Source organism: Brevundimonas sp. GW821-FHT10E09 (assembly GCF_058809375.1).
Map to the genome: position 1 here is coordinate 130,712 of NZ_JBXASO010000001.1, position 25,894 is coordinate 156,605.

At 67.4% G+C, this 25,894-nt stretch carries 21 protein-coding genes; 5 read left to right on the forward strand and 16 right to left on the reverse strand.

All coding sequences use genetic code 11. The features are described 5' to 3' along the window. Positions 1-58: 58 nt before the first annotated feature. From AC1RSI_RS00665 to AC1RSI_RS00680, 4 genes are all read right to left on the reverse strand, one after another. Positions 59-679, reverse strand: coding sequence for a DJ-1/PfpI family protein (locus tag AC1RSI_RS00665; RefSeq protein WP_008263552.1), 621 nt, complete (start codon positions 677-679; stop codon positions 59-61). A 266-nt stretch (positions 680-945) separates the two neighbouring features. Next, a complete protein-coding gene (locus AC1RSI_RS00670) occupies positions 946-1,695 on the reverse strand; it encodes a prephenate dehydrogenase/arogenate dehydrogenase family protein (RefSeq protein WP_154726580.1) in 750 nt (249 codons plus the stop codon). A 145-nt stretch (positions 1,696-1,840) separates the two neighbouring features. Continuing rightward, positions 1,841-3,172, reverse strand: a complete 1,332-nt coding sequence (locus tag AC1RSI_RS00675) for a dihydroorotase (RefSeq protein WP_035311278.1) — start codon at positions 3,170-3,172, stop codon at positions 1,841-1,843. A gap of 102 nt (positions 3,173-3,274) precedes the next feature. Then, positions 3,275-4,258, reverse strand: a complete 984-nt coding sequence (locus AC1RSI_RS00680) for a glycosyltransferase family 9 protein (protein WP_008259003.1) — start codon at positions 4,256-4,258, stop codon at positions 3,275-3,277. A gap of 99 nt (positions 4,259-4,357) precedes the next feature. On the opposite strand from AC1RSI_RS00680, the gene AC1RSI_RS00685 reads away from it, so the two are divergent. The 3 genes from AC1RSI_RS00685 (at position 4,358) to AC1RSI_RS00695 (ending at position 6,705) form a co-directional block, all read left to right on the forward strand. Beyond that, positions 4,358-4,588: a hypothetical protein gene (locus AC1RSI_RS00685; RefSeq protein ID WP_035310540.1), complete on the forward strand. Its 231-nt coding sequence runs from the start codon at positions 4,358-4,360 to the stop codon at positions 4,586-4,588. Then, the gene (locus tag AC1RSI_RS00690) at positions 4,585-5,130 is read left to right on the forward strand and encodes a hypothetical protein (RefSeq protein WP_154726581.1); all 546 of its coding nucleotides are present in this window, start codon (positions 4,585-4,587) and stop codon (positions 5,128-5,130) included. Before AC1RSI_RS00685 ends, AC1RSI_RS00690 begins: the two co-directional genes overlap by 4 nt. A 123-nt stretch (positions 5,131-5,253) precedes the next feature. Further along, positions 5,254-6,705: a hybrid sensor histidine kinase/response regulator gene (locus AC1RSI_RS00695; RefSeq protein ID WP_154726582.1), complete on the forward strand. Its 1,452-nt coding sequence runs from the start codon at positions 5,254-5,256 to the stop codon at positions 6,703-6,705. Positions 6,706-6,742: 37 nt separating this feature from the next. On the opposite strand, the gene AC1RSI_RS00700 is transcribed toward AC1RSI_RS00695, so the two are convergent. The 10 genes from AC1RSI_RS00700 to AC1RSI_RS00745 all read right to left on the reverse strand — a co-directional run bounded on the left by AC1RSI_RS00700 (position 6,743) and on the right by AC1RSI_RS00745 (position 17,623). Beyond that, entirely contained in the window at positions 6,743-8,314 is a 1,572-nt protein-coding gene (locus AC1RSI_RS00700) for a PAS domain-containing hybrid sensor histidine kinase/response regulator (RefSeq protein ID WP_154726583.1), read from the reverse strand. A 228-nt stretch (positions 8,315-8,542) separates the two neighbouring features. Further along, complete coding sequence (locus AC1RSI_RS00705) at positions 8,543-9,904, reverse strand: glutamate--cysteine ligase (protein WP_035310533.1); 1,362 nt, start codon at positions 9,902-9,904, stop codon at positions 8,543-8,545. A 102-nt stretch (positions 9,905-10,006) separates the two neighbouring features. Then, complete coding sequence (locus AC1RSI_RS00710; RefSeq protein ID WP_040349740.1) at positions 10,007-10,867, reverse strand: 16S rRNA (uracil(1498)-N(3))-methyltransferase; 861 nt, start codon at positions 10,865-10,867, stop codon at positions 10,007-10,009. Positions 10,868-10,937: 70 nt separating this feature from the next. Continuing rightward, the gene (locus tag AC1RSI_RS00715; RefSeq protein ID WP_154726584.1) at positions 10,938-12,101 is read right to left on the reverse strand and encodes an acyl-CoA dehydrogenase family protein; all 1,164 of its coding nucleotides are present in this window, start codon (positions 12,099-12,101) and stop codon (positions 10,938-10,940) included. Between the two features lie 171 nt (positions 12,102-12,272). Beyond that, positions 12,273-14,057, reverse strand: a complete 1,785-nt coding sequence (locus AC1RSI_RS00720) for an acyl-CoA dehydrogenase C-terminal domain-containing protein (RefSeq protein ID WP_035310776.1) — start codon at positions 14,055-14,057, stop codon at positions 12,273-12,275. A gap of 3 nt (positions 14,058-14,060) precedes the next feature. Beyond that, a complete protein-coding gene (locus AC1RSI_RS00725) occupies positions 14,061-14,540 on the reverse strand; it encodes a MerR family transcriptional regulator (protein WP_008261152.1) in 480 nt (159 codons plus the stop codon). A gap of 181 nt (positions 14,541-14,721) precedes the next feature. Beyond that, entirely contained in the window at positions 14,722-15,138 is a 417-nt protein-coding gene (locus AC1RSI_RS00730) for a DoxX family protein (protein ID WP_008263834.1), read from the reverse strand. 203 nt (positions 15,139-15,341) lie between these two features. Continuing rightward, entirely contained in the window at positions 15,342-15,563 is a 222-nt protein-coding gene (locus tag AC1RSI_RS00735; protein ID WP_035310774.1) for a helix-turn-helix domain-containing protein, read from the reverse strand. A gap of 10 nt (positions 15,564-15,573) precedes the next feature. Beyond that, entirely contained in the window at positions 15,574-16,092 is a 519-nt protein-coding gene (locus AC1RSI_RS00740) for a DUF2975 domain-containing protein (protein ID WP_035310772.1), read from the reverse strand. A gap of 118 nt (positions 16,093-16,210) precedes the next feature. After that, complete coding sequence (locus tag AC1RSI_RS00745) at positions 16,211-17,623, reverse strand: protein adenylyltransferase SelO family protein (RefSeq protein ID WP_154727007.1); 1,413 nt, start codon at positions 17,621-17,623, stop codon at positions 16,211-16,213. Between the two features lie 216 nt (positions 17,624-17,839). Here AC1RSI_RS00745 and nhaA point away from each other — a divergent pair, with 216 nt between their 5' ends. Both nhaA and AC1RSI_RS00755 read left to right on the forward strand, forming a co-directional pair. Further along, complete coding sequence (gene nhaA / locus AC1RSI_RS00750) at positions 17,840-19,033, forward strand: Na+/H+ antiporter NhaA (protein WP_492322606.1); 1,194 nt, start codon at positions 17,840-17,842, stop codon at positions 19,031-19,033. Positions 19,034-19,297: 264 nt separating this feature from the next. Then, the gene (locus AC1RSI_RS00755; RefSeq protein ID WP_154727012.1) at positions 19,298-21,934 is read left to right on the forward strand and encodes a TonB-dependent receptor; all 2,637 of its coding nucleotides are present in this window, start codon (positions 19,298-19,300) and stop codon (positions 21,932-21,934) included. Positions 21,935-22,082: 148 nt separating this feature from the next. Here AC1RSI_RS00755 and AC1RSI_RS00760 read toward each other — a convergent pair whose 3' ends face one another. Continuing rightward, entirely contained in the window at positions 22,083-22,703 is a 621-nt protein-coding gene (locus AC1RSI_RS00760) for a hypothetical protein (RefSeq protein ID WP_154727013.1), read from the reverse strand. A 94-nt stretch (positions 22,704-22,797) separates the two neighbouring features. Then, positions 22,798-25,890 (reverse strand): efflux RND transporter permease subunit, encoded by a 3,093-nt coding sequence (locus AC1RSI_RS00765; protein WP_154726990.1) that lies wholly within the window; start codon positions 25,888-25,890, stop codon positions 22,798-22,800. Positions 25,891-25,894: the final 4 nt, after the last annotated feature.

Below are 25,894 nucleotides of genomic sequence, written 5' to 3' on the forward strand. Positions count from 1 at the left end.
AGCGGACTGTGCGGAGGTCTTAAAGGGGTGAAAGGGGTGAGAAGCGGACGACCATGGATTATGCAGCCCGTGTTTCTCCGACGTTCAAAAACGGCGTCACCGCCGCCATCGCGCGCTGGACGTATTCAGCCTTCTCGCCGACGGGCGCGACGTAGTGAATGGCTTCTTCTGCGTCACGCAGGGTCGCCAAGCGCGCAATCATCCAAGCGGCAAGGTATTGCGAGGCTAGGCAACCGCCGGCGGTTGCGACATTGCCGTGCGCGACGAACGGCGCATCAACGACATTTACGCCCGCCTCGATAACCCAAGGCTTGGTCGTCAGGTCGGTGCAGGCGGGCAGGTCGCCGATCAGCCCCAGCTTGGCCAGTAGAAGCGTGCCGGAGCACTGAGCGCCGATTAGCTGGCGCGACGGGTCCAGCGGGAGGCGCGACAGGAACGTGGGATCGGCGGCGTAATCGCGGGTCTTGATCCCGCTGCCAATCAGCACCGCGTCGGCGTCGGCCAAGAACTCCAGCGGCTTCTGGCGCTGAATCGTCACCCCGGCCATCGAGGTGACCTCCGGCGTGGGGCAGGTGATGTGGGCCGCCCAGCCCTGTGATTTCATCCGGTTTAAGATGCCTGCTGCGATGAAGGAATCCAGCTCGTTGAAACCATCAAGGGTTAGGACGGCGATCTGCATGACGGGCACGGCGCTAGGAGATGATGAGGAAGACGGCAGGGTCGCCGAGTTATAGGGCCGCCGCAAGAGCGGACATTCTGGTTGCCCGGTTCGGGTCGTCTTGCGAAATCGCCGCCGGTTCGCAAAGCAGACTTGGGAGCAGGGCTCTCACCCGCTGCTCCGGTTGTGACCGGTATGTTCGATTACACCATCCCAGGCCCAGGTTCAGCGAACCGAGACGCCTCGTCAACCGATGTGAGGCATGGCGTGGTCGGATGCTTCCCCACTCATTCCGCGTCCAAATCCCCCCGCGCCGCGTCCGCCAGGGCGAAGAAGCGGTCGCGGACTTCGGCGGCGAAGGGGTTGTCGCGTTCGATGGCGCGGAAGACCGCGGGGCTGTCGTGGCGGACCATGTCGACGGCCTGCATCAGGCGGTCGAAACTGGCGGTGGTCATACGGGTCGGCAGGGGCTCCATGGCCAGCAGCAGGCGGGCGATCAGATGGGTCAGGCCCTGGACCGTGGCGGCCTCGCGGTCGTGATCCTCGGGGCTGACCTGAAACACCTTCAGGGCCAGGGCGCGGCGGCAGAAGGCGGCGACGCGGCGGGCGTCTCTGCGCGCATCGGGGGCGTCGCGCACGGCGCAGATGGCGATGCGCAGGCCGGCGATGCCGTGCTTGCCGCTCTGGGGGCCGAACAGGGGGTGGGTTCCGACGATCCGCACGCCGGGGGGCAGGAGGTCTTCCATCAGACGGGCGGGTTTGACCTTCACCGAGCCGACGTCGATGACCAGGGCGTCGGGGCGCAAATGGGGGCGGATGGCGGTCAGCGTCGCTTCCAGCGCCTCGACCGGCACGGCCAGAATGATCGTAGGACAGGCGGCGGCCGCAGCCAGGTCGGTCAGGGTGGCGTGGCCGTCGCTGTCGGTCGCCGCTGGATCATGGGCGTAGATGTCGAACCAGGGCGACAAATGCCGCGCCGTCAGCCGCCCGAAGGCGCCGAAGCCGATCAGGCCGAGTTTTTCCTTCTCCCCCGTCATCCTCGGGCTTGACCCGAGGACCGGAGGGTCCGCCGCATTGCGTCAGCGGCGGGCGCACAGCCCGATCCGCGCCCGGTCCTCGGGTCAAGCCCGAGGATGACGGGGGTGGGGGTGAAGCGGGTGACGGATTGTGTAGAGGCCGACCTCACAGCGTCTCCATGAACCGCACCGGCCGGCCGTGCGCCGATCCGATCAGTTCGCCGTCCTGCATCACCACCCGGCCGCGCACGAGGGTCGCCATAGGCCAGCCGGTCGCTTCGACGCCGTCGAACGGGGTCCAGCCGCAGCGCGACGCCTGCTGGTCGTGGGTGATGGTGCGCTTCGCCTTCAGGTCCACGATGGTCAGGTCGGCGTCATAGCTGACGGCCATCCGGCCCTTGTTGGCCGTGCCGAACACTCGCTGGGCGCCGGCCGAGGTCAGGTCGATGAACCGTTCCAGGCTGAGCCGGCCCTGGGCCACATGGGTCAGCATCAGGGGCACAAGCGTCTGGACCCCCGGCATGCCGGACGGTGAGGCCGGATAGGGTTTGGCCTTCTCTTCCTTTGTATGCGGCGCGTGGTCGGACCCCAGGACGTCGGCGACGCCCTGCTGCATGCCCCACAGCCACAGGGCGTCCACATGTTCCTGCGACCGGATCGGCGGGTTCATCTGGGCGTAGGCGCCCAGCCGCTCATAGGCTTCGGGCGCGGCCAGGGTCAGGTGTTGCGGCGTGATCTCGACGGTGGCGACATCCTTGTGGAAGCGCAGGAACTCCATCTCGTCCTTGGTCGTGACGTGCAGGACGTGGATGCGGGCGCCGGTCTCCTGGGCCAGGCCGACCAGGCGGCGGGTCGAGCGGATGGCGCTTTCGGCGTCGCGGACCTCGGGGTGGCTGGTCCAGTCGCCGGTGCGGGCGAGACCGCGGCGTTCGACCAGGCGGTACTCGTCCTCGGAGTGGAAGGTGGCGCGGCGGCGCACGTTCGACAGGACCTTGCGCACCCCCTCGTCGTCGGCGATCAGCAGGTCGCCGGTCGAGGCGCCCATGAAGACCTTGACCCCGCAGCAGCCGGGCAGCCGCTCCAACTCGCCCAGATAGTCGGCGTTCTCGTGGGTGCCGCCGACATAGAAGGCGTGGTCGGTCCACATCCGGTCCTTCGCCCTTGCCAGCTTGTCGGCCATGGTGTCCGGGTCGGTGGTGTTGGGATTGGTGTTCGGCATCTCGAACACGGCGACGACCCCGCCCAGGGCGGCGGCGCGTGACCCGGTCTCCAGGTCTTCCTTCCACTCCAGGCCGGGTTCGCGGAAATGGACCTGGGTGTCGATGACGCCGGGCAGGACCGTCAGGCCCGTGGCGTCGAAGGTCTCGCCGGCCGAGGCCTGGGACAGGTCGCCGATGAAGGCGATCTTGCCGTCGATCACCCCGACGTCGGCCCGGCCGCGCCCCGCGTGATTGGCCACCTCGCCGCCACGGACGATCAGGTCATAGGTCTGGGTCATGGGGGCGGCTCCTGAGGCTGGCTATGCGAGCTTCTAGCGGATGCGGCACGGGTCGCGAAACGGCTAAACCTCTCCCTCCCCGGACGGGGAGGGAGATTGTCGTCAGCCCCGTTCCTTCAACAGCCGAACCGACGCCTTCAGCACCCGTTCCCACGGCAGGTCCATCATGTGCTGGATCGCCTGGTTCAGCCGGGGATCCAGCGCCTTGAACTCCTCGAAGCTGCGGGGGCCGCGCACGGCGACGCCGTTCCAGGGGCCGCGCGTCGCCTCGTCGGAGGGGCCGAAGGCGGCCACGACGGGGACGCCCGAGGCGACGGCCAGATGGGTCCAGATCGAGTCCGCGCCGACGTAGAGGCTGGCCTTCGACAGGGCGGCGACGGTCTGGAGCCGGGTGAGTTTGCCCTGGAGTTCGATGACGCGGGCGCGGGGGACGGCGTAGCGGATGGTGTGGGCCGCCTCGCGGTCGATCTCCTCGCCGACGAGCATCAGCCGGCCGCCCGCCAGGGGGCCGTCGTCGGCCAGCAGCTTGGTCGCCACCTTGGCGTAGCGTTCGGCGGGCCAGCGGCGGCCCATCCATTCAACGCCGGGGCCGATCGCCAGGATGGGCCGATCCTTTTCAGAATTGGCGCCGCCGGATGCGGGGATCAGGGCCTCGACCTGGGCGCGCGTCTGATCCGAGACATGGAGGCGGGGGGCCGGAACCTCATGCGGCTCCAGCTTCAGCACCGCGGCCGCCGCCTGGACCGCGTGCAGGCCGGGCTGAGCGGTCTTGTCGCGCACCGCCCGTTTCACACGGCGCAGCTTGCCCGACAGGTCCGAGCCGCGCATGTCCACGATCAGGCCCCACTTGGTCCCGCGCACCTGGTTCCACAGGGCGATCCAGTCGAAACGGCCTTCGCGCTCCAGCACCAGGAGGCGTTCCAGGCGCGGGGTGTCGGCGAACAGGGGGGCGCTGGCGGCCGAGCCGACGACGGTGAAGCCGGCCTCCGGCAGGCTGTCGACCAGATGCGCCAGAACGCCCGAGGACAGCACGGCGTCCTCGGCGTCGGCCTCGGCGATATAGAGGATGGGGAAACGCCCGATCATCCGTGGATCTCATACAGGGATTCTGGCCGGGGTTCAGCGTCAAACGCCCGTATCCACAGGCGGTTTCCCCTGAAGACGCGATGGGCTAGAGCCACGGCCATGAGCAAGACCCCGAATTCGGCCCCCGATCCCGCCGCCCAGGCCGCCCTGGAACGGTTCAGGGCCCAGCGCGTGACGGCCATCTACCGCCTCGATCTGATCGCTCAAGGCGCGACCATCGCCTATGAGGACGGGACGCCGGTGGACATGGCGTCGGAAAAGACGCGGCTGGAGGCCGTCGTCGCCGACATGGACCGCCGCATCGCCCGGCTGGAGCGGGCGGGCGAGTGAGCCTGCCCCTGCTGCCCGACCGGACCTGCGGGGCCTGCGTCGAATGTTGCCGCGCCATTCCGCTGGACCTGCCCGAACTGGCCAAGCCGACCGGCGAACTGTGCGCCTATTGCGTCGAGGCCGCCGGCTGCTCGGTCCATGCGATCCGACCCAACACCTGTCGCGTCTGGTTCTGCCTGTGGCGGGTGGTCGAGCTGTCGGACGACTGGCGGCCGGACCGCAGCGGGGTGATCGTGCGGCCCGACGGGATCGAGGACGGGGTCATCACCCTGTATGTCATCCGGCCGTCTGACTTCCTGGCCTCGCCGGACTTCTTCGCCACAGTGGCCGGCTGGATCGCCGAAGGGGTCGAGGTGGCGCTGAGCATTCCCGGCCCGGTCGGGACCTACCCCGCCCGCGCCGTCGTCACCGACTGGCTGCGGCCGGCGGTGGAGGCGGGCGATCCCGCCGCCTTCCTGGGGCGGGTGCTGCGGTCGCTGGACAAGCTGGCGGAGCATGATTTCCAGCCGGACGGGGTCGTGGCGCGCTACGCCGTGGCCTGAGCTGACGGCTTTGGGACGCGCGGCGCATACGGGGTTTCCGCAGGTTCGACTTAGCCGGTTCTTAACAGCGTTCCGTCAGTGATCGTCCTACAATAACCGTCGTCCAGAAAGGGCACCGCAGCTATGCACGAATGGGACGCCCTGCGTCGCCCGATATGGTTGTTCGATCCGGTCAGCCGGCGCGGCGTCTACGCCAATCCGGCGGCGCTGGAGCTATGGGAGGCGGACAGTCTGGAGGCCCTGCTGGCCCGTGGCTTCGGCCAGTTGTCGCCGGCGGCCGTGGCGCGCGTCGAACGGCTGGCGCGCGAGACCGCCGACGGGTCGGTCGTCTGCGACCAGTGGACCTTCTACCCCAACGGCCACCCGGTGACGGTGGCGGCGGTGATCTCGACCTATCTTCTGGAAGACGGGACGCCGGTGCTGCTGGTCGAGGCTTCGCCCATCGCGGCGGACGGCGACGAGAACCGCGCGGCCGAGGCCCTGCGCCATACCTCGACCCTGATCAGCCTGTTCGATCCCGAGGGGCGGCCGATCTTCTCCAATCCGGCGGCCTTCGCCGCCTACGGCACGGCGACCGACGGGTTCGAGGCGCGGTTCGCCGAGCCGGAGCGCGCGCCGCCGCTGCTGGCCGCCGCCCTGGCCGGAAACGCCGTCACCGACGTCTGCCAGGTCGTCACGCGTGACGGGCTGCGCTGGCATCAGCTCGACGTGCGGCCGGTCACGGATCCGGCGACCGGCCAGATGAGCGTGCTGCTGGACGAACGCGACGTGACCGCGCGGGTCCAGGCCCAGAACGCCCGCGCGGCGGCCGAGCAGAAGGCCGCCATGGCCGAGGCGCGCCAGGCCTTCCTGACCGAAATGTCGCACGAGCTGCGCACGCCGCTGAATACGGTGATCGGCTTCTCGGACCTGTTGGCGACGTCCAGTCTGAATGTCGAACAGGCCGACCATGTGGGGCGGATCAACAACGCCGGTCAGCGCCTGCTGTCGGTCGTCAACGAGATGATCGACCAGTCGGGCAGGGACGCCTCGGAAGGCGACGCCGCGCCCGCAGCGACCGGTCTGACCGTCGTCGAGTCAGAGGTCGGGGCGAAGGCTCCGGCCGAGTTTCCGGCCGAGGTTTCTGGGGCCTGCGAAGCCATCGAGACGGAAGGGTCGGGGCGGACGCCCAGGATCCTGTATGTCGATGATCACGACTGCAACCGGGCCCTGGTGGTCGCGGTGCTGGAGGTCCAGGGCATCGCCTGCGCCACGGCCGAGGACGGCGCCCAGGGGCTGGAAGCCGCCCGCACCGGCGACTGGGACCTGATCCTGATGGATATCCAGATGCCGGTCATGGACGGGGTCGCCGCCACCCGCGCCATCCGCGCCCTGCCGGGCCATCGCGGCGCCACCCCCATCGTGGCCCTGACCGCCAACACCCTGGCGGAACAGAAGGCCGAGTATTTCGCCGCCGGCATGGACGATTGCATGGCCAAGCCGATCAACATCGTCGAGCTGACCCACATGGTCCTGAGCTGGACCAGCAGCGACTGGCGCCGAAGCGGGCCGCCGCTGATCGCCGCCGTCGCCTGAGACGCGCGCCGCGAGGCGCGCTTGTTTCAGGCGGTCTTCAGGTCTGAAGGACGGCCTGGATGCCCGCCAGCAGACTGGCGGCGGTGATGGGCTTGGGCACATGGATGTCGGCGCCGGCCTGGATCGCCTGCTCGCGGTGCTGGGCCATGGCGTTGGCGCTCAGCATGATGATCGGCGTGTGGATGTTGGCGGCGCGCGTCGCTTCCAGTTCGCGGATCGTGCGGGTCGCCGTCAGCCCGTCCATGCCGGGCATCTGCATGTCCATCAGGATCACGTCGAAGCTGCCGGCCTGGAAGGCGGTGACGGCCTGGGCGCCGTCCTCGACCGTGATCAGTTCGACGGGGTGTCCGGCCAGGATCAGCTGAACCACGCGCTGGTTGGTCGGATGATCTTCCGCCAGCAGGACCCGGATCGTGTGCATCGGCGCCGGGACCTCGGCCGCCCGGGCGCGTTCGCCGGCGACATAGTCGGACAGGGAGGTGCTGCGGGCCAAGGGAATCTCGATCCTGAAGCGGCTGCCCTGTCCGGGCGTCGATTCGGCCGTGATCCGTCCCCCCATCATCTCCACCAGGGCGCGGCAGATCGACAGGCCCAGGCCCGTGCCGCCGAAGCGCCGGGTGATGGTGGCGTCGGCCTGGCTGAAGCGGTCGAACAGGCGGGGGGCGTGTTCGGCGTTGAAGCCGACGCCGGTGTCCTGGATATCCACGATCAGATGGGTCAGGCTGTCGTGGTCTTCGTCCAGGGCGATGCGGACGGAGACGCCGCCCTGGTGGGTGAATTTCACTGCGTTGGACAGGAGGTTGCCGATCACCTGGCGGATGCGGGTGCTGTCGCCGACGAAGACGCCACGCGCCTCATCGTCGCGGATGACGTCGAATCTCAGGCCCTTTTCGTCGGCGCGGACACGCATGACGTCCAGCGGCGCGTCCAGGGCCTCGTCGAGGTCGAAGGGGCGGGTCTCCAGCGTCAGCTCGCCCGCCTCGATCTTGGAGACGTCGAGGATGTCGGACACCAGCCGTTCCAGAGTGACGCCGGACGCCCGGATCAGATTGACCATCTCGGTCTGGGCGGGATCCAGGGCGGTGCGGGACAGTGCATCGACGATGCCGATCACCCCGTTCAGGGGCGTTCGCACCTCGTGGCTCATATTGGCCAAGAAGTCGGACTTGGCGCGGCTGGCGGCCTCGGCGGCGGCCTTGGCCTCGATCAGGGCCCTTTCGGCGGCGACCTTGGCCGTCACGTCGCGCGCGACCGCATAGATCCGGTCGCCGAACCTCTGGGCGCGCCATTCCAGGGTGACGTAGTGACCGTCCCTGTGCCGATAGCGATTGATCTGACCCAGAACCGGGTCGCCGGGGCGGCGGTTCGTGACCTCCAGGATGGCCGTCTGTGTGGCGGGCTGGTCGTCGGGATGCACGAGACTGGGCAGAAGCTGACCGACCAGTTCATCGGGCCGATACCCCAGGACCGAGAACCAGGAGGCGCTGGCCTTGACCACCGGCCCGTCCAGTTCACGCACGACCAGAAGATCCAGCGACACGTCGAAGAAGGTGTCCAGATCCACATCGGTCGGCGGTGGGCGCAGCGCCTCGGCGGGCGAACGGATCATTGCAGCAATTCCTCGCGAAGTGATTCAGCCACTACGCGAGATCGGTTAAGGCCGCATTTGCGCGCACGAGGATGTTTCCACTGGGCGATTATGTCGCGTCGGTCTGGGTGAGGTCATGATCGCCGCACGGCTTGTCTTCGCCGCCCTCCGAACCGTCCCTGCGGCCTCGCTCAAAGATCGGCTTGAGAACGGACAATCGGGCCGGCCCAGCGCGACGGGCTGCGGGTTTCAGTAGGCGAAGTCGGCGTAGATCCGTTTCACGTCGCCCTGCCAGGCCCCGTGATACAGGTCCAGCAGGCGTTCGGCCGGGGTGATCCCGCTGTCGGCGATGTCTTCCAGTTCCGACAGATAGCCGCGCTCGTCCACCATGCCGCCCGAGAAGCGGGCGCGGTTCTTCAGGCCCTGTTTGGCGATGTTGACCAGATCCACGGCGATGTCGCGCACGCTGCGGCCCGCCACCTCGGCCTTCAGGCCCAGACGGGTCACGTCGCGGCGCAGGCGCTCATGGTCGGCGATGTCCCAGTCCTTGACCAGGTCCCAGGCGGCGGCCAGCGACGGGGCGTCGTACAGGACGCCGGCCCACAGGGCGGGCAGGGCGCAGATCCGGCTCCACGGGCCGCCGTCGGCGCCGCGCATCTCCAGATAGGCCTTCAGCCGCACCTCGGGGAAGAGGGTGGTCAGATGGTCGTTCCAGTCCTTGAGGGTCGGATATTCGCCGGGCAGGGCGGGCAGTTTGCCGGCCTGGAAGTCGCGGAACGACTGGCCCGAGGCGTCGACATATTTGCCGTCGCGCTTGGCGAAATACATCGGGGTGTCCAGCGCATAGTCGGCGTAGCGTTCGAAGCCGAAGCCGTCCTCGAACACGAAACCCAGCATGCCGGTGCGGTCGGCGTCGGTGTCGGTCCAGACGTTGGCCCGCGCCGACAGGAAACCGTTCGGGCGGCCCTCGGTGAAGGGCGAACAGGCGAACAGGGCGGTGGCGATCGGCTGCAGCGCCAGCGAGGTGCGGAACTTGGCCACCATGTCGGCTTCGGAATCGAAGTCCAGATTGGCCTGGATGGTGCAGGTGCGCAGCATCATGTCCAGGCCCAGGGTCCCGACCTTGGGCATATAGGCGCGCATGATGTCGTAGCGGCCCTTGGGCATGACCGGCACCTGTTCGCGCGTCCACAGCGGGTCGAAGCCGGCGCCCAGGAAGCCGACGCCCAACTGGTCGGCCACCTGTTTGACCTCCATCAGGTGCTGGCCGGTCTCGTTGCAGATGTCGTGGATGGTCTTCAGCGGGGCGCCGGACAGTTCGAACTGGCCGCCGGGCTCCAGGCTGACCGAGGCGATGAAGCCCTCGTCGTTGCGACGCTCCAGCCCGATCAGGACGCCGTTCTCCTCGACCCGGGACCAGCCGAACCGCTGCAGGCCTTCCAGCATGGCCTTGATGCCGCTCGGCCCGTCGTAGGCGGGGCGGGCCAGGGTGGTCTTGTCGAAGCCGAACTTCTCGTGCTCGGCGCCGATCCGCCACTGGTCCTTGGGCTTGGCGCCCTTGGACATGGCTTCGATGAGGACGTCCCGGCTCAGCGGCGCGTTGTCGGTCATGCGTCAGATCCCCTCCGGCGCATCTCTGAGCGACCGTGTGTCGCGGCTAGATGGGCGAGGATGAGGCCCGGCTCAAGGGGGCAGGAAATAGCGGAGTGAAAATCAACGCTCCCAATCGCCCACGGCCGCCTGCCACAAGGTCATGGCGGCGATGGCGGCGGTGTCGGCGCGCAGGATGCGCGGACCCAGAGACACGGCGGTGGTGAAGGGCAGGGACCGCAGGCGTTCGCCTTCTTCTGGCGAGAAACCGCCCTCGGGGCCGATCAGGATGGACCATTTTGGTTGACCTTCTCCCTCCCCGTCCGGAGAGGGGGGCGAAGGCGCAGCCGAAGCCGGGTGGGCAGGGCCAGGCAGGGCGTCCGGTTGCTCGGCCCGCCCCACCCCGTCGTCGCTGCGCGCCAACGCCCCTCCCCTGAGGGGGGAGGGAGAATAGGGTGCGAGCGCCCGCATCGCCGGCGCCCCTCCTGTCTCGTCGCAGAACATCAGCCGGCGTCCCGCCTCCCACTCGTCCAGCAGGGCGTCCAGTTTCACCGGATCATCGACCGGGGGCACGTCCAGCCGCCCGGTCTGTTCGGCGGCCTCTTCGGCGATGGCGTCCAGCCGGTCCAGGCGGATGCGGTCGGCGTTGGTCCGTTTGGTCAGGACCAGCCGCACCCTGCGCGCGCCCAACTCTGCGGCCTTCTCGACGATGGTCTCGACCCGGGCCTTCTTCACCACCGCGACGATCAGCTCCAGATCGGGGCCATAGGTCTGGGGCCGCGCCTGTTCCTCGGCGCGCAGGATGACGCCTTTCTTCAGGACTTCGGCGACGGTGCAGCGCCATTCGCCATCGCGGCCGTTGAACACCAGCAGTTCGTCCCCGACCTTCAGCCGCATGACCTGGGTCAGATAGCGCGACTGGTCGAGCGTGGGGGCGACGGCGGCGGCGGCGGCGAGGGGGGAAGGGACGTGAAGACGGATCATGTCCGCCTTCCTATCTCCGTCTCTTCCATCCGTCATCCTCAGGCTTGACCGAGGATGACGGAGGGGGCGATCAGAGGGTGCGCGCGATCAGCAGCTTCATGATCTCGTTCGTGCCGCCGTAGATCCGCTGCACCCGCGCGTCCTTGTACAGCTGGGCGATGGCGTATTCGTTCATGTAGCCGTAGCCGCCGTGCAGCTGCAGCATCTCGTCGATGGTCTCGCCCTGGATGTCCGTGACCCAGTATTTGGCCATGGAGGCCGTGGCGGCGTCGAGCTGGCCCTTGAGGTGCAGGCCGATGCAGTGGTCGACGAAGACCTTGGCGACCGTGAGCTTCGTCTTGACCTCGGCCAGTTTGAACTGGGTGTTCTGGAAGTCGATGACCCGCTTGCCGAAGGCCTTGCGTTCCTTGACGTAGGCGATCGTCGCCTCAAGCCCGCGCTCGGCGGCGGCGACGCCCTGGACGGCGATGTTCAGCCGTTCCTGCGGCAGTTGCTGCATCAGCTGGACGAAGCCCTGGCCCTCGGCGCCGCCGATGATGTTGTCGCCGGGGACCTTCACGTCGTTGAAGAACAGCTCGGAGGTGTCGTTCCCCTCCATGCCGATCTTGTGCAGGTTCCGGCCGCGTTCGAAGCCTTCGGCGCCGTCCGTTTCGACCACGATCAGGGAGGTGCCCTTGGCGCCCTCGGCCGGGTCGGTCTTGGCGACCACGATGATGAAGTTGGCCAGTTGGCCGTTGGTGATGAAGGTCTTGGAGCCGTTGACGACATAGCCGTTGCCGGACTTGACCGCCGTGGTCTTGACGCCTTGCAGGTCGGAGCCCGCGCCCGGTTCGGTCATGGCGATGGCGCCGACCAGTTCGCCGGACTGGAGCCGCGGCAGCCAGCGCGCCTTCTGCTCAGGCGTGCCGTAGTGCCAGATGTAGGGGGCGACGATGGCGTTGTGCAGGCTGATGCCGAAATGGTCCGCGCCCTTCCAGCCCAGCTGGCGCATCAGCACCACCTCGTGCCGATAGTCGCCGCCCATGCCGCCGTCTTCTTCCGGCATGGACAGGCCAAGCAGGCCGTCGGCGCCGGCCTGGCTCCACAGTTCGCGCGGCACGGACGAGTTGGCGATCCAGGACTGGACCTTTTCCGGCGGCGCGTGCTCGTCGATCCATTTGCCGACGCTGTCTGAGAAGAGGACAATCTCCTCTTCACGCATGAAATCGGGGTCGGGGCTGTTGAGGATGTTCATGAGCGTTTCCTGGACGTCTCCCTCCCCGTCCGGGGAGGGGGGCCGCGAAGCGGCCGGGTGGGGACGGCAGGGTGAGCGGGCTCGGTCTTTGTGTCGCCGAGCCCTCCCCACCCGGTCGTCGCTGCGCGTCGACCGCCCTCCCCCGAGGGGGAGGGAGAGGTTAGCGCCGGCTCAGAACGCCTCGGCCGGCATGGCCATCAGCACGTCCGCGCCGGTCTTCAGCTTGGCCAGATGGGCGCCGGCGTCGGGCAGGATGCGCTCGACGAAGTAGCGGCCGGTCTGGAGCTTGGTGGCGTAGTAGGGGTCGGTCGAGCCGGACTCGACCTGGGCCTGGGCGACCTTGGCCATCTGGGCCCACATATAGGCCAGCGCCGTCAGGCCGAAGACGTTCAGATAGTCGGTCGAGGCGGCGCCTGCGTTGTCCGGGTTGGCCATGCCGTTCTGCATCAGCCACATGGTGCCTTCCTGCAGCTTCTTCTTGGCGTCGGCCAGGCCGTCGACGAAGGGCTTGATCGCCTCGTTCGCGCCGTTCTCGGCCACGAAGGCGTCGATCTCGCCGAACCAGGTCATGATGGCGCGGCCGCCGTGGGCCGGCAGCTTGCGGCCGACCAGGTCCAGCGCCTGGATGCCGTTCGTGCCCTCGTAGATCATGGTGATGCGGGCATCACGCAGATACTGGCTGGCCGGGAAGTGTTCGGTATAGCCCGAACCGCCGTGGACCTGCATGGCCAGAGAGGCGACGTGGAAGCCCTTGTCGGTCAGATAGGCCTTCAGCACGGGCGTCAGCAGGCCCATGTAGTCCTTGGCCTTGGTCGCGACGGCCTCGTCTTCCGACTTCTCCAGATCGGCGTGCAGGGCGGTCCACAGGATGAAGGCCTGGCCGCCTTCGACGAAGGCGCGGGCCTCCAGCAGCATGCGGCGCACGTCGGGGTGGACGATGATCGGGTCGGCCGGGCCTTCGGGGTTCTTGGGTCCGGTCAGGCTGCGGCCCTGCAGGCGGTCCTTGGCGAACTCGGCGGCGGCCTGATAGGCGGCGGTGCCGATGGCCAGGCCCTGCAGGCCGGTGCCCAGGCGGGCCTCGTTCATCACCACGAACATGTTGTTCATGCCGCGGCCTTCCTCGCCCAGCAGCCAGCCCTTGGCGCCGTCATACTGCATGACGCAGGTGGCGTTGCCGTGGATGCCCATCTTGTGCTCGAGGCCGGCGCATTCGAGGGTGTTGCGCTCGCCCAGCGAGCCGTCCTCGTTGACCAGATATTTGGGCACGACGAACAGGGACAGGCCCTTGATGCCCGGGACCGCGCCTTCGATGCGGGCCAGAACCGTGTGGATGATATTGTCCGAGAAGTCATGCTCGCCGGCCGAGATCCAGATCTTCTGGCCGGTGATCGAATAGGAGCCGTCGCCGTTCGGCACGGCCTTGGTGCGGACCATGCCCAGGTCAGTGCCGCACTGGGGCTCGGTCAGGTTCATGGTGCCGGACCATTCGCCCGACACCATCTTGGGCAGGTATTTGGCCTTGATCTCGTCCGAGGCGCTGGCGTGGATGCCGGCATAGGCGGACGACGTCAGGCCCGGATACATGGAGAAGGCCGCCGAGGCGCCGGCGGTCATCTGACCGAAGGCCGAGGCGACGATGCTGGGCATGCCCTGGCCGCCGTAGGCCGGGTCGGCGGCCAGCGCCATCCAGCCGGCTTCAGACATGGCCTTGTAGGCTTCCTTCCAGCCCTTGGGACCGGTGACGACGCCGCCTTCGGACCAGTGGCAGCCTTCCTTGTCGCCCGGATTGTTGATCGGGGCGATGACCTCGTCGGCGAACTTGCCGCCTTCTTCCAGAATCTGGCCGACCAGGTCCGAAGACACGTCCTGGAAGCCGGGCTGGTTGGTGTAGCGGTCGATCTCCAGCACTTCATTCAGGATGAAGGTGAAATCGCGGACGGGCGACTTGTAGGCCATGGGTCAGGCTCTCGCTTTGAAGGGGTGATGGTCGTGGTTGAGGCGTGCGCGCAGCAGCTTCTCATAGTCTTCCGCGCCGGGCAGCAGGTCCGGCCGGTGTTCGCCCAGCTTGGACTCCATCCAGGCGCAGGCGTCTTCCGCCGTCTGGATGGCGCCTTCGATGTCTTCCAGCTGCTGCTTCAGGGCGGCGATCTGGGCGCGGTGGCGTCTCAGGGCCACCGCCATCTGGTGGACGTTGTGATCCTTGCGGTCATACAGGTCCAGCATCTCCTGGATTTCCTGCAGGGTGAAGCCGATGCGGCGGCCTCTCAGGATCAGTTTCAGCCGCGCGCGGTCGCGGGAATCATAGACGCGCGTCTGTCCCTTGCGGGCCGGCGTCAGCAGACCCTTGTCCTCGTAGAATCTGAGGGCGCGGGCCGTGGCGTCGAACTCGCGGCACAGCTGGCGAATGGAATAGGTGCGGTGATCGTCGGCGGTGGCCATGCGGGCACCATAACTTTACGTGCGCGTAAAGGAAAGGCTTTACGTGCGCGTAAGGGTAAGCTTTCGCCGAGATGGACGGCAGGCAAAGAAAAGCCCGGAGCCAGGGGGGAGAAGGCTCCGGGCGCGACACACCGGGACAGGAGGGGGGAGAGGGTCCCGGCGATCGATCTTCGGGGGCGGGTCAGGCCGTGCGGCGACCCAGCAGAACCGGGATGGTGAAGCCCAGCAGAATGAGGTTGACCACGGCCAGGCCGATGTCCTGGCTGAGGGCGTGGATGATCAGCATGGTCGATTCCAGCACGATCAAGCCGGCGGCCGAGGTCAGCAGCAGGGGGCGGCCGACGCGCCAGGAGATCAGCGGGGCCAGAACGCCCAGCGCCAGCACCAGCTCGACCACGCCCATGCCGCGCACCATGTTCTCGGGCGCGACGGCGGGCCAGCCCATCAGGGTGATGAGGTTGGTCATCGGCTCCGTCAGCTTGGCGTAGCCGGCGGCGATGAAGAACATCGCGATCCAGCCCTGCAGCGTCCACAGGGTGATGTTCTTGTAGGCGGCGCGGCTGCGGGCCTGGGCGACGGGCAGATGGGTTGTGGTCATCGGGAGGGGCCTGATTGGTAACAGTTGCGATATCGGATTGAGCGGCTCCGTTCGCAAGGGGGTATCTAGAGGCCCTTTCGTCATTTGTCATCACGCGATGACATCAATTGATGACATCAGCTGATGACTTTGTGTTTCAGGGGCGGCGCGAGTGGCCCGATTCGCGCCGCCCCTGCAACGGGTTCTGACGATATTTCGGCCGATCAGGGTTCATCCGATTGGGGCCCCGGCGTCTGGACGATCAGGTCGCCGGGCTGGCAGTCCAGTTCGCGACACAGGGCGTCCAGGGTGGAGAAGCGGACGGCGCGGGCCTTGCCGGTCTTGAGGATCGACAGATTGGCCAGGGTGACGCCGACGCGGTCGGACAGTTCGGTCAGGGACATGCGGCGTTCGAGCAGCAGCCGGTCCAGCTGGATCATGATCATGGCGCGCCTCTCAGACCGTGGTCAGCTGTTCGTCGCGCATGGCCGACCCCTGGCGGAAGACCTCGGCCAGGATGAAGACTACCAGTATGCCCAGCCAGGATCCGAGGTCGAAATCATAGTCGGAAGCCGACTGGCCGATGGCCTGGGGGGCGACGATGGACAGCATCAGGGCGGTCAGCTGAATACCCAGCAGGCCGAAACCCACGGCCTGGAGCCGTTTGACATTGGCGAACTCGAAGGCGTCGCCCTGGTTCACCGAAAGCAGGATGCGCCGCAGCCGGTTGATGATCCACCAGGTGAAGCCGCAGGCGAGGAAGGCGCCTAGCAGGGTCAGGCGGCCGGTCAGCTCGTAGTTTCCGTCAGGATCCGTCGCCCCATCGCGCAGCGCGTCCATCCAGTCGACGCCGATGATCATGCTGGCGACTAGGAGGACGCCCGCGGCGACTGCTCCGATCATGACGAAGACGTTGAAGAAGCCCAACAGCCAACGCAGTGCGCTGGCGGCCGAATATTTGCCCACGAGTTTCATCCTATAGCCTCCATCTGGGTCGCCCTCCGCGACACCTTAGTGACTATCGATATGGCCTTATCGATAAACAGACAAGAACATTATCGATAAACGAGATGAAGCTTTCGTAAGGTTCGGCTCAGGCGGTGAAGCCCCAGGCGGTGCGCGCGGCCTCCAGCCGCGCCAGCTTGGCCTGGAACGGCCCCCAGTCGTCGGCGGCGTCGATGGCGGCCCATATCGCCTCGACCTCGTTGATCAGCATCTCCTCCGGCTCGCGGGCGGCGAACATGGGATGTTCCAGCCGTTCGATCCGGTCGGGCTCATGTTCCATCAGGGCGAAGCGGAAAACGTCGAAGGCCTCGCCCTGGTACAGTCTGGCGCGCGGCCCAGACAGGGCGCGGGCCGAGGAGGCGAAGCCGCCGAACCAGTCGAAGAACAGAGGCTCCCAGCGCAGGGCCTCGCCGCCTTCCCGCAACAGGGCCAGGGTCGCATCGACCAGCCTCTGGTCCGCCGCCTCGCCCAGGCTGAGCAAGCCCAGCCGCATCAGGAAGGCGGCGCGCAGTTCGCGGATATAGGCGGGGCCGAAACTGTTCAGGGCGTCGGTCAGGGGCTCGGCCCCGGCGACCAGTTTCAGACAGCCGGCCAGTTGCGTCAGGTTCCAGAACACCGCCTCGGGCTGGCGCGCGAAGGCGTAGAGGCCGGTCTGGTCGAAATAGGCGGCGGTGAAGGCCGGGTCGTATTCGGGCAGGAAGCGCCAGGGGCCATAGTCGAAACTCTCGCCCGTGACGTTCAGATTGTCGGTGTTCAGCACGCCATGGACGAAGCCGGCCGCGATCCAGCGGGCGGTCAGTCGGGCCGAGGCCTCGACGACGGCGCGCAGCAGGCCGGGCGCGTCCCCGGCGGCGACCGTCGGGTGATAAAGAGTGCGGACGTGTTCGATCAGGGGCTCGATCTGATCGGCGCGACCCAGATAGGCGGCGCGCTGGAAGGTTCCGAAGCGGATATGGGAGTGTGACAGGCGCACCAGGACAGCCGAACGAGTCGGCGACGGCTCGTCCCCCCGCTCCAGCGCCTCGCCGGTCTCGATCAGGGAGAAGGCCCGGCTGGTGGGGACGCCCTGGGCCTCCAGCATCGACGCGGCCAGCACCTCGCGCACCCCGCCCTTCAGCGTCAGCCGCCCGTCGCCGCCGCGCGACCAGGGCGTCGTGCCCGAACCCTTGGTGCCTAAATCAAGCAACCGGCCGGAGGCGTCGCGCATCTGCGCGGCCAGAAAACCCCGCCCGTCGCCCAGGTCCGGATTGTATTGGCGGAACTGGTGCCCGTGATAGCGCATGGCGAGAGGGCCGGGCTGACCGGGCAGGGGCGCGAACCGGCCGAAGGCGGCGATCCATTCGGCGTCGTCCAGCCCCTCCAGCCCCACATCCGCGGCGGCGCGGTCGTTGCGGAACCGCAGCACGGCCTGGGGAAAATCGGCCGCCTGGACGGCGTCGGCGAAATCGGGGCCCAGATCGAAGACGCGCGCTTCGGGGCGATAGGCGGGGGAGGGGGGCATGGGGGCTAGGTGCGACCGCCGCATCTGTTTCGCAAGTCGCCTATGGTGACGGTTTCGGTTGAACCTCTGGGCCCATGCCGTATTCTTGTCGGCAGACATCAGGCTGCGCTTGCGGCCAGGCCGGCGCCGTCTTCACACGATGAAGCGGTGAACCCGGTCCGACGCCCGTCGATAACCTGGCGTCACGACAGCTCATCCTTTCGATCGGAGGCCGCCGTGGCGCGCAAACTGACTCTCGACTTCCTCAAGACCGAGGCCGCGTCCGGCTCGGCCCTGGCCCTGGCGGCCATCGCGGCGGTGCTGGTGGCCAACTCGCCCTGGTCGGCGGACTATTTCGCCTGGCTGAAGAGCTATCATGTGCTTCAGATCGGTCCGATCCGGCTGGAGGAATCGATCTCCGACTGGATCAAGGAAGGCCTGATGGCGATCTTCTTCCTCGTCGTGGGGCTGGAGATCAAATACGAGATCGTGCGCGGCGAGCTGAGCGACCCGCGCAAGCTGGCGACGCCGGTGCTGGCGGCCCTGGGCGGCATGGCCGGGCCGGCCGCCGTCTATCTGCTGCTGTCGGCGACGATGGGGGCGCCCCATGCGGGCTGGCCCATTCCGCTGGCCACCGACATCGCCTTCGCCCTGGCCATCTTCGGCTTCGTCGGCAAGGGCCTGCCGTCGTCGCTGCGGGTCTTCCTGCTGACCCTGGCCATCGTCGACGACCTGGGCGCCATCGCCCTGATCGCGGTCCTGTTCAGCGAGGGGGCCAACTGGGCGCCGCTGTTCTGGGCCCTGGGCCTGATCGCCGTGGACGGCCTGGTGGCGCACCGGATCCGGATCCCGACGCCCTTCTGGGTGCTGGGCTTTGCGGCGGTCTGGTATCTGACGGTCCTGTCGGGGCTGAGCACCTCGCTGACCGCCGTGGCCTTCGCCATGATCGTGCCGATCGCGGCGCGCAAGGAGGATCACCAGAGCCCGCTGAAGGAGGCGATGCACGACCTGCATCCGTGGAACGCCTTCCTGGTCCTGCCGCTGTTCGCCTTCGCCAAGGCCGGGGTCTCCTTCGCCGGCCTGACGATGGACCAGGCCTTCGCGCCCCTGGTCGTCGCCATCGCCCTGGGTCTGTTCTTCGGCAAGCAGATCGGCGTGCTGGGCATGGCCTGGCTGGCCTCGGCCCTGAGGATCGGCGCCCGGCCGACCGACGCCACCTGGCTGCAGGTCTATGGGGTGTCGCTGCTGTGCGGCGTGGGCTTCACCATGAGCCTGTTCATCGGCGTCCTGGCCTTCCCCGGCGCGGTCGATTCGCCCGAACAGGTCGAGGTCAAGCTGGGCGTCATCGGCGGCTCGATCCTGTCGGCCGTGGCGGCGGCTGTCGTTCTGGGTCTGGCGGGCCGGACCCGGTCGAAGGTCAGGGGCGAATAGCCTCCGATTTCGCCGCGAAAGCCGCGACTGCGGTGCAAAAACTGACCTAGCGTAAGCGTTTTCTGTCTCTTCCTTGTCACAGGAAGGTCGAACTGCGGCGAAAAATCGTCGCGGGTAACAACGCTCGCTTGTAGCTCACGCCCAAGCGGGCTTAGCCTCTGCGGTACTGAACGCGTCTCCACGCAGAGGCGCGTCGATTGGGAACTAGGAAACGCTGCGGTCTCGCTCCGCGTGACCGGGCTTCAGAGCCGGGAGGACGCTTTCATGCGCCACACTAACCGCTATCTCCGGACCACCGTGTCCGCCGCCGTCGTCGGCGCCGCCGTGTTCGGCTTCGCCGGGATCGCCGCCGCCCAGGAGGCGCCCACCAGCGTGGACGACATCATCGTCACCGCCCAGAAGCGCGAACAGAGCCTGCAGGACGTGCCGATCGTGGTCACGACCCTGTCGCAGGAAGTGCTGGACGGCGCCGGGGTGCAGGACATCAAGGATCTGCAGATCCTGACGCCGGGCATGACCGTGACCTCGACCCAGTCGGAAGCCTCGACCACGGTCCGTATCCGCGGCGCCGGCACCGTCGGCGACAACCCCGGTCTGGAATCCTCGGTCGGCGTCGTGATCGACGGCGTCTATCGCTCGCGCAACTCGGTCGGCTTCGGCGACCTGGGCGAACTGAGCCGCATCGAGGTGCTGAAGGGGCCGCAGGGCACCCTGTTCGGCAAGAACACCTCGGCCGGGGTCATCAACATCATCACCGAACGCCCGTCGTTCGACCCGTCGGTTTCGGCCGAACTGACCGCCGGCAACTACGGCGCCATGGGCGGCTCGGTCTCGGCGACCGGCCCGCTCAGCGACATCATCGCCGGCCGCATCTTCGTGGCGCACCGCGAACGCGACGGCTTCTATGACGTCAACGTCGGCGACGGCCCGCGCACCCTGACCGAGGACAACACCCAGGACTACTGGACCGGTCGCGGCCAGTTGCTGATCCTGCCCAGCGACGAGGTGTCGATCCGCCTGATCGCCGACTACACCAAGCGCGACGAATTCTGCTGCTCGGCGGTTCAGACCCGCGTCGGCCCGACCCAGGCCTTCATCGCCGCCCTGGCCGCGCCGAACGGCCCCGGTCAGCGGCCGCCCGTCGCCGGCTTCGGCACGGTGCCCTTCAGCCGCACCGCCTATTCGAACCGCGAGACGCCTCAAGAGATCGAGGACATGGGCCTGTCGGCGGAAGCCACCATCGACCTGCCCAGCCTGAACGCCACCCTGACGTCGCAGACCTCGTGGCGCGACTGGTCGTTCCAGCAGGGGATGGACCTGGACTATACGGGCGCCGACATCCTTCACCGCGAGAATGACGGGTCCAACGGCTACGGCGTCGACAACCTGACCCAGGAATTCCGTCTGGCGGGCACGACGGACAAGTTCGACTGGCTGGTCGGCCTGTTCGCCACCAAGGAAGGCGTCTATCGCGACGACTCCTATTCCTACGGCGCGGACTACAACGGCTTCGCCTCCTTCCTGCTGACGGCGACCCTGCCGGCCGCCGTGGGGGGACCGAGCCCCAGCCGCCTGGGCTGTTTCACCAATCCGCAGGGCTTCCTGGTCACCGCCGCCGCGCCGAACACCCCGCTCTGCGTCGTCGGCGCCGTGGCGCCCAGCGCCGCCGCCCCGACCTTCGCGGCGGGCAAGGCCTATGAGGACCACTATTCCCAGCGGTCGGAATCGGTGGCCCTGTTCACCAACAACACCTGGCGGGTGACCGAGGCCTTCGACCTGAACCTGGGCCTGCGCTACACCTATGACAGCAAGCGTCTGCTGGGGGTTCAGGACAATCTGGGAAGCAATGGCGCGGCCTGCGGCGGCGCCCTGGCGAACCAGAATCCGGCCAACCGCGCGCCGTCGGCCATCCCCGGCACCGTCAATGTGGGGACCCCGGCCGCGGCTGTGGGCCTGCTGTGCCTGCCCTGGTCGAACCCGCTCTATGACAATCGCCGGATCCAGGAGAAGTTCAGCGACACCGACATCAGCGGCACGTTCAAGGGCTCCTACCGGTTCAACGACGCCGTCATGGCCTACGCCTCCTATGCGCGGGGCTACAAGGGCGCGGGCTACAACATGGACCGGGTGCAGACGGGGGTGACGCCGGACGCCTCGCTGTTCTTCGACGCCGAGACGGTGGACAGCTACGAGCTGGGGGTGAAGACGACCCTGTTCAACCGCTCGATGCTGCTGAACCTCACCTACTTCGATCAGAAGTTCGAGAACTTCCAGCTCAACACCTTCCTGGGCACCGCCTTCGTGGTGGAATCCATCCCGGAACTGACCTCGCGCGGCGTCGACGCCGACATGGTCTGGTTCACCCCGGTCGAGGGCCTGATGTTCCAGGGCGGCGTCACCTATACGGACGCCAAGTACAACGACTTCACCGCCGCCGACCTGTCGAACCCGGCGCGCTTCCCCGCCCTGTCCCTGCTGCCGGGCGCCCGCGCCTCGTTCGCTCCGGAATGGTCGCTGACCGGCGCCCTGGCCTTCGACCGCTCGCTGGGCGGCGGCCTGCGCGGCGGCTTCAACCTGTCGGCCAAATATTCGACCGACTACAACACCGGTTCGGACCTGCTGCCTTACAAGGACCAGGAGGCCTTCACCGTCGTCAACGGCCGCATCACCATCGGGTCGGAAGACGAACGCTGGACCATCGACGTCTGGGGCCAGAACCTGCTGCAGGAAGAATACACCCAGGTCGGCTTCGCCGCTCCGCTGCAGGGCACGGCCTTCACCAACACCACCACGCCCCAGGCGGACGGCACCTACTATAATATCGCCACCGACACGGCGACCTACAACGCCTACCTGGGCGCCCCGCGCACCTGGGGCGTGACGCTGAAGGTCAAATACTGATCGTCCAGCCGCCCGGGCCGTAAGGCTCAAAGGGGGGAACGACGAAGGGCCGACCGGGAAACCGGTCGGCCCTTTTCTTGAGCCTCTGGAACGTCTGGTCTCAGACGTGGTCCCCAATTCGACTTTCGACCCGTTGCGGACCTTGCGTCTAAGTTGGCTCAAGCGTGGCTGACTCGCAGAAGAACCAAGTGTTCTCGGCCAGTCGAACAAGATACCGACTGTCCGCATACCCACCCGACGGTTCAAACTGATGCCTCACCTCTTGCCGCGCGAGTTCGTCAGCGAGAAGTGTCCGCAGGCTCTCAGGCCCCGTCGCCAGCATGAAAAAGTCCGCGTTCGAATATGCGAGGAATGTGGAGAGTCGTGCAGAGCCATGGAGAAAATCATGCACGGCTTTGACTCCGTGAGACCGCTCCACCCATCGTTCAACAACATCATAGACGGCGAGGGGTTCGGGCAGCGGCTGGCTACAATACAGCGAGAACGTCGTAGGGCGGGCCCAATCGAGATCGTCTGATCTAGTGACCTCGAAATTCCCGAGCGCTTCGTCGTCTTCCAAATCGAGGAGTGCGCGGATGTCTAGAGTTCCCCCGGATATGCCAGAGAATGACAGGATGGCTCCGCCATTGGCGTAGGTTGGTCTGTCCTTCCACCAGCCACATCCGCGAACGGTCAACCGCAGACTGTCGTTGTTAAGCAGCGCCGCCGTGATTGTGCTCGGGTGTGAGAACGCCTTCTCATTGAGTAGGGCGAACAGGTCGAAAATCATGGTTGCGCCCCACAGCTTGGCTGTGACCCTACCATGGCGATGCCCGCTAACCACCCTTTGCGGACCCAATGAGGGTCCGCAAAGCCGATCGACCTCACTCCACCAACGGCGCCTGCCGCGGTTTCGCCAGTTCCCGCTGCCCCGCCGTCGAGCGGCGCAGGATGCGCCGCGCCCACTGGGCCACGTCGTCGACGATGGTGAAGATGGCGGGGATATAGAGCAGGGACAGGAAGGTCGAGGAGATCAGTCCCCCCAGCACGGCGATGGCCATGGGCGAGCGGAACTGGACGTCGGCCCCGATGCCCATGGCGATCGGCACCATGCCCGCGCCCATGGCGAAGGTGGTCATCAGGATGGGGCGGGCGCGCTTGTGCGCGGCGTCCATGATGGCCTCGCGGCGCGGCATCCCGTCCTTCTCGGCCATGATGACATAGTCGACCAGCAGGATGGAGTTCTTGGCCGCGATCCCCATCAGCATCAGCACCCCGATCAGGGCCGACATGGAGAAGTTGGCGCCGCCGATGGCCAGGGCGATGAAGGCGCCGCCGATGGCCAGGGGCAGGGCCGCCATGATGGTGATCGGATAGGCGAAGCTTTTGAACAGCAGGGTCAGCACCGCATACATCAGCAGAATGCCCGAGGCGAAGGCGATGCCGAAGCCGGTCAGCATCTCCTGGATGAACTCCTCGTCGCCGGCCGGCACCTGCCGCACGCCGGCGGGCAGGTTCTGGACCGAGGGCAGGCGGTTGACCGCCACGCTCGCCGCGCCGGTGGTGATGCCGTCCAGTTCGGCGCTGATCGAGGCGATGCGCGACCGGTCCTGACGGGTGACGGTGGCCGGACCGGCGCCGAACTGGATGTCGGCGACGGCGCTCAGCGGCACCGAAGCCCCGCCCGTCGCCGGCACACGCAGGTTCTCCAGCACGCTCAGGTCCTCGCGCGCCGCTTCGGTCAGCTGCAGCCGGATCGGGATCTGGCGGTCGCCCAGGTTATATTTGGGCAGGTTCTGATCGACGTCGCCGATGGTGGCGACCCGCACCGCCTGGGAGATGGCGCCGGCCGACACGCCCGCCAGGGCGGCCTCGTCCGGACGCGGCGTGACCAGGATTTCGGGACGCGCGATGGCGGCCGAGTTGACGACATTGGCCAGACCCGACACGCCGCGCATTTCTTCCTCCACCTTGCGCGCCGCGGCGTTCAGGGCGACGGGATCGTCGCTCAGGATCGAGAAGGTGTAGGTGGTGCCGTCGCCGGGGCCGCCGCCCTGCTGGCTGATGCCGGCGCGGATGCGGGCGCCGGGGATCTGTTTCATCTCGTCGACCATGACCCGCGCGAAGGCCTGCTGGCTCAGCTCGCGGTCGCCCTTGGGCACCATGTCGGCGTAGATGTTGGCCTGGGTCACGTCCTGGCCGCCGACGGCGGCATAGACCGAGGTGACCTCGGGGCGGGCCTCCAGCTTGCGGGTGATCTGCTGCACCACGGCGTCGGTCTGGCGCAGGGTCGAACCCGGCGGCAGCTCCACCTGGAAGGCCGCGCGCGCCGTGTCGCCGGGCGACATGAACTCGAACGACATCTTGGCCACGATCGAGGTCGCGATCGACCCGACCAGGAACAGGATGCCGATGATGAAGACCTTCCAGCGGTTGCCCAGGCACCAGTGCAGGGCCTTCAGATAGCCGCCCATCCAGAACGGGTCGCGATCCTCGTGGTGGGAGTGTTTCAGGATGAAGGCCGCCATCAGCGGCGTCAGGGTCCGCGCCACCAGCAGCGAGAAGGCCACGGAGACACAGGCCGCCAGGGCGAAGGCCTTGAAGAACTGGCCGATGATGCCGGGCATGAAGCCGACCGGCGCGAAGACGGCGATGATGGTGGCGGTGGTGGCCACGACCGCCAGACCGATCTCGTCCGCCGCCTCCAGCGAGGCGTCATAGGGCGGTTTGCCGTCGCGCATGTGGCGGACGATGTTCTCGATCTCCACGATGGCGTCGTCGACCAGAATGCCGATGGTCAGGGACAGGGCCAGCAGGGTGACGACGTTCAGCGACTGGTCCAGCGGGCCCAGGATGGCGAAGGTCGGGATCAGCGACATCGGCATGGCCGTCGCCGCGATCAGGGTGGCGCGCCAGTCGCGCAGGAAGATGAAGACGATGATGACGGCCAGGACGGCGCCCAGCAGCAGGGCCTCCAGCGAGGCCAGATAGCTCTCTTCGATCTCCTCGACGCTGGCCGTGACCTGGCTGATGGTCAGCTCGGGATGGGCCTCGTCGATCTTCTTGACCTCTTCGCGGACCTTTTCGGCGACCTTGACCTCGGACGCGGTGCGCGAGCGCAGGAAGTTGAAGGTGACGGCCTCCTGGCCGTTGTAGCGGGCCAGGCGGCGCGGTTCGCTCCACTTGTCCTCGACCGTGCCCAGATTATCCAGGCGCACGGTCTTGCCCTCGCCCAGCGGCACCAGGGTCTCGCGCAACTGCGCCACCGAGGTGGCGGCGCCCAGGGTGCGGACGGCGCGCTCGGACCCGGCGATGGTGACGCGGCCGCCGGGCAGGTTGTTGTTGACGTTGGTCAGGGCCTGGCTGACCTCGGCGGCCGTGACGCCATAGGCGGCCAGCCGCTGCGGATCCAGCTCGACCCGCATTTCGCGGTCCACGCCGCCCGAGCGGTTGACCTGGCCCACGCCGCCCAGGGCCAGCAGGGCGCGGCTCATCTCGTTGTCGATGAACCAGCTGATCTGTTCCGGCGTCATGGTGGGCGAGCGGACCACATAGGTGATCAGGGCGTCGCCGGTGATGTCGATGCGCTGGACCCCCGGCTCCTGCATGTCCTGGGGCAGGCTGGCGCGCAGTCCGGTCATGGCGTTGCGCACGTCGTTGGTGGCCCGGTCGGTGTCCGTGCCCAGTTCGAACTCGATCACCGTCGTCGAGACGCCGTCGCTGATGTTCGAGGTGATGTGGCGCACGCCCGACAGGCCGGCCAGCGAGTCCTCGATCAGCCGCGTGACCTGGACCTCCATTTCCGCCGGGGCGGATCCGGGGCGGGCGGCGGTGACATTGACCAGCGGGAAGTCGATGTCGGGGTTGGAGTTGATCCGCATCCCCATGAAGCCGACCACGCCGCCGAGGGTCAGCAGCAGGAACAGCAGGATGATCGGAATCGGGTTCTTGATCGCCCAGGACGAGATCTGGTTCATGGGT

Excerpts from the sequence above, each read along its gene's own strand:
- AC1RSI_RS00685 (WP_035310540.1), top strand. The coding sequence starts at position 4,358 with ATGAGCAAGACCCCGAATTCGGCCCCCGATCCCGCCGCCCAGGCCGCC.
- AC1RSI_RS00710 (WP_040349740.1), bottom strand. The coding sequence starts at position 10,867 with ATGATCCGTCTTCACGTCCCTTCCCCCCTCGCCGCCGCCGCCGCCGTC.
- AC1RSI_RS00665 (WP_008263552.1), bottom strand. The coding sequence starts at position 679 with ATGCAGATCGCCGTCCTAACCCTTGATGGTTTCAACGAGCTGGATTCC.
- AC1RSI_RS00670 (WP_154726580.1), bottom strand. The coding sequence starts at position 1,695 with ATGACGGGGGAGAAGGAAAAACTCGGCCTGATCGGCTTCGGCGCCTTC.
- AC1RSI_RS00745 (WP_154727007.1), bottom strand. The coding sequence starts at position 17,623 with ATGCCCCCCTCCCCCGCCTATCGCCCCGAAGCGCGCGTCTTCGATCTG.
- AC1RSI_RS00755 (WP_154727012.1), top strand. The coding sequence starts at position 19,298 with ATGCGCCACACTAACCGCTATCTCCGGACCACCGTGTCCGCCGCCGTC.
- AC1RSI_RS00715 (WP_154726584.1), bottom strand. The coding sequence starts at position 12,101 with ATGAACATCCTCAACAGCCCCGACCCCGATTTCATGCGTGAAGAGGAG.
- AC1RSI_RS00675 (WP_035311278.1), bottom strand. The coding sequence starts at position 3,172 with ATGACCCAGACCTATGACCTGATCGTCCGTGGCGGCGAGGTGGCCAAT.
- AC1RSI_RS00735 (WP_035310774.1), bottom strand. The coding sequence starts at position 15,563 with ATGATCATGATCCAGCTGGACCGGCTGCTGCTCGAACGCCGCATGTCC.
- AC1RSI_RS00730 (WP_008263834.1), bottom strand. The coding sequence starts at position 15,138 with ATGACCACAACCCATCTGCCCGTCGCCCAGGCCCGCAGCCGCGCCGCC.
- AC1RSI_RS00760 (WP_154727013.1), bottom strand. The coding sequence starts at position 22,703 with ATGATTTTCGACCTGTTCGCCCTACTCAATGAGAAGGCGTTCTCACAC.
- AC1RSI_RS00695 (WP_154726582.1), top strand. The coding sequence starts at position 5,254 with ATGCACGAATGGGACGCCCTGCGTCGCCCGATATGGTTGTTCGATCCG.
- AC1RSI_RS00740 (WP_035310772.1), bottom strand. The coding sequence starts at position 16,092 with ATGAAACTCGTGGGCAAATATTCGGCCGCCAGCGCACTGCGTTGGCTG.
- AC1RSI_RS00720 (WP_035310776.1), bottom strand. The coding sequence starts at position 14,057 with ATGGCCTACAAGTCGCCCGTCCGCGATTTCACCTTCATCCTGAATGAA.
- AC1RSI_RS00700 (WP_154726583.1), bottom strand. The coding sequence starts at position 8,314 with ATGATCCGTTCGCCCGCCGAGGCGCTGCGCCCACCGCCGACCGATGTG.
- AC1RSI_RS00705 (WP_035310533.1), bottom strand. The coding sequence starts at position 9,904 with ATGACCGACAACGCGCCGCTGAGCCGGGACGTCCTCATCGAAGCCATG.
- AC1RSI_RS00725 (WP_008261152.1), bottom strand. The coding sequence starts at position 14,540 with ATGGCCACCGCCGACGATCACCGCACCTATTCCATTCGCCAGCTGTGC.
- AC1RSI_RS00765 (WP_154726990.1), bottom strand. The coding sequence starts at position 25,890 with ATGAACCAGATCTCGTCCTGGGCGATCAAGAACCCGATTCCGATCATC.
- AC1RSI_RS00680 (WP_008259003.1), bottom strand. The coding sequence starts at position 4,258 with ATGATCGGGCGTTTCCCCATCCTCTATATCGCCGAGGCCGACGCCGAG.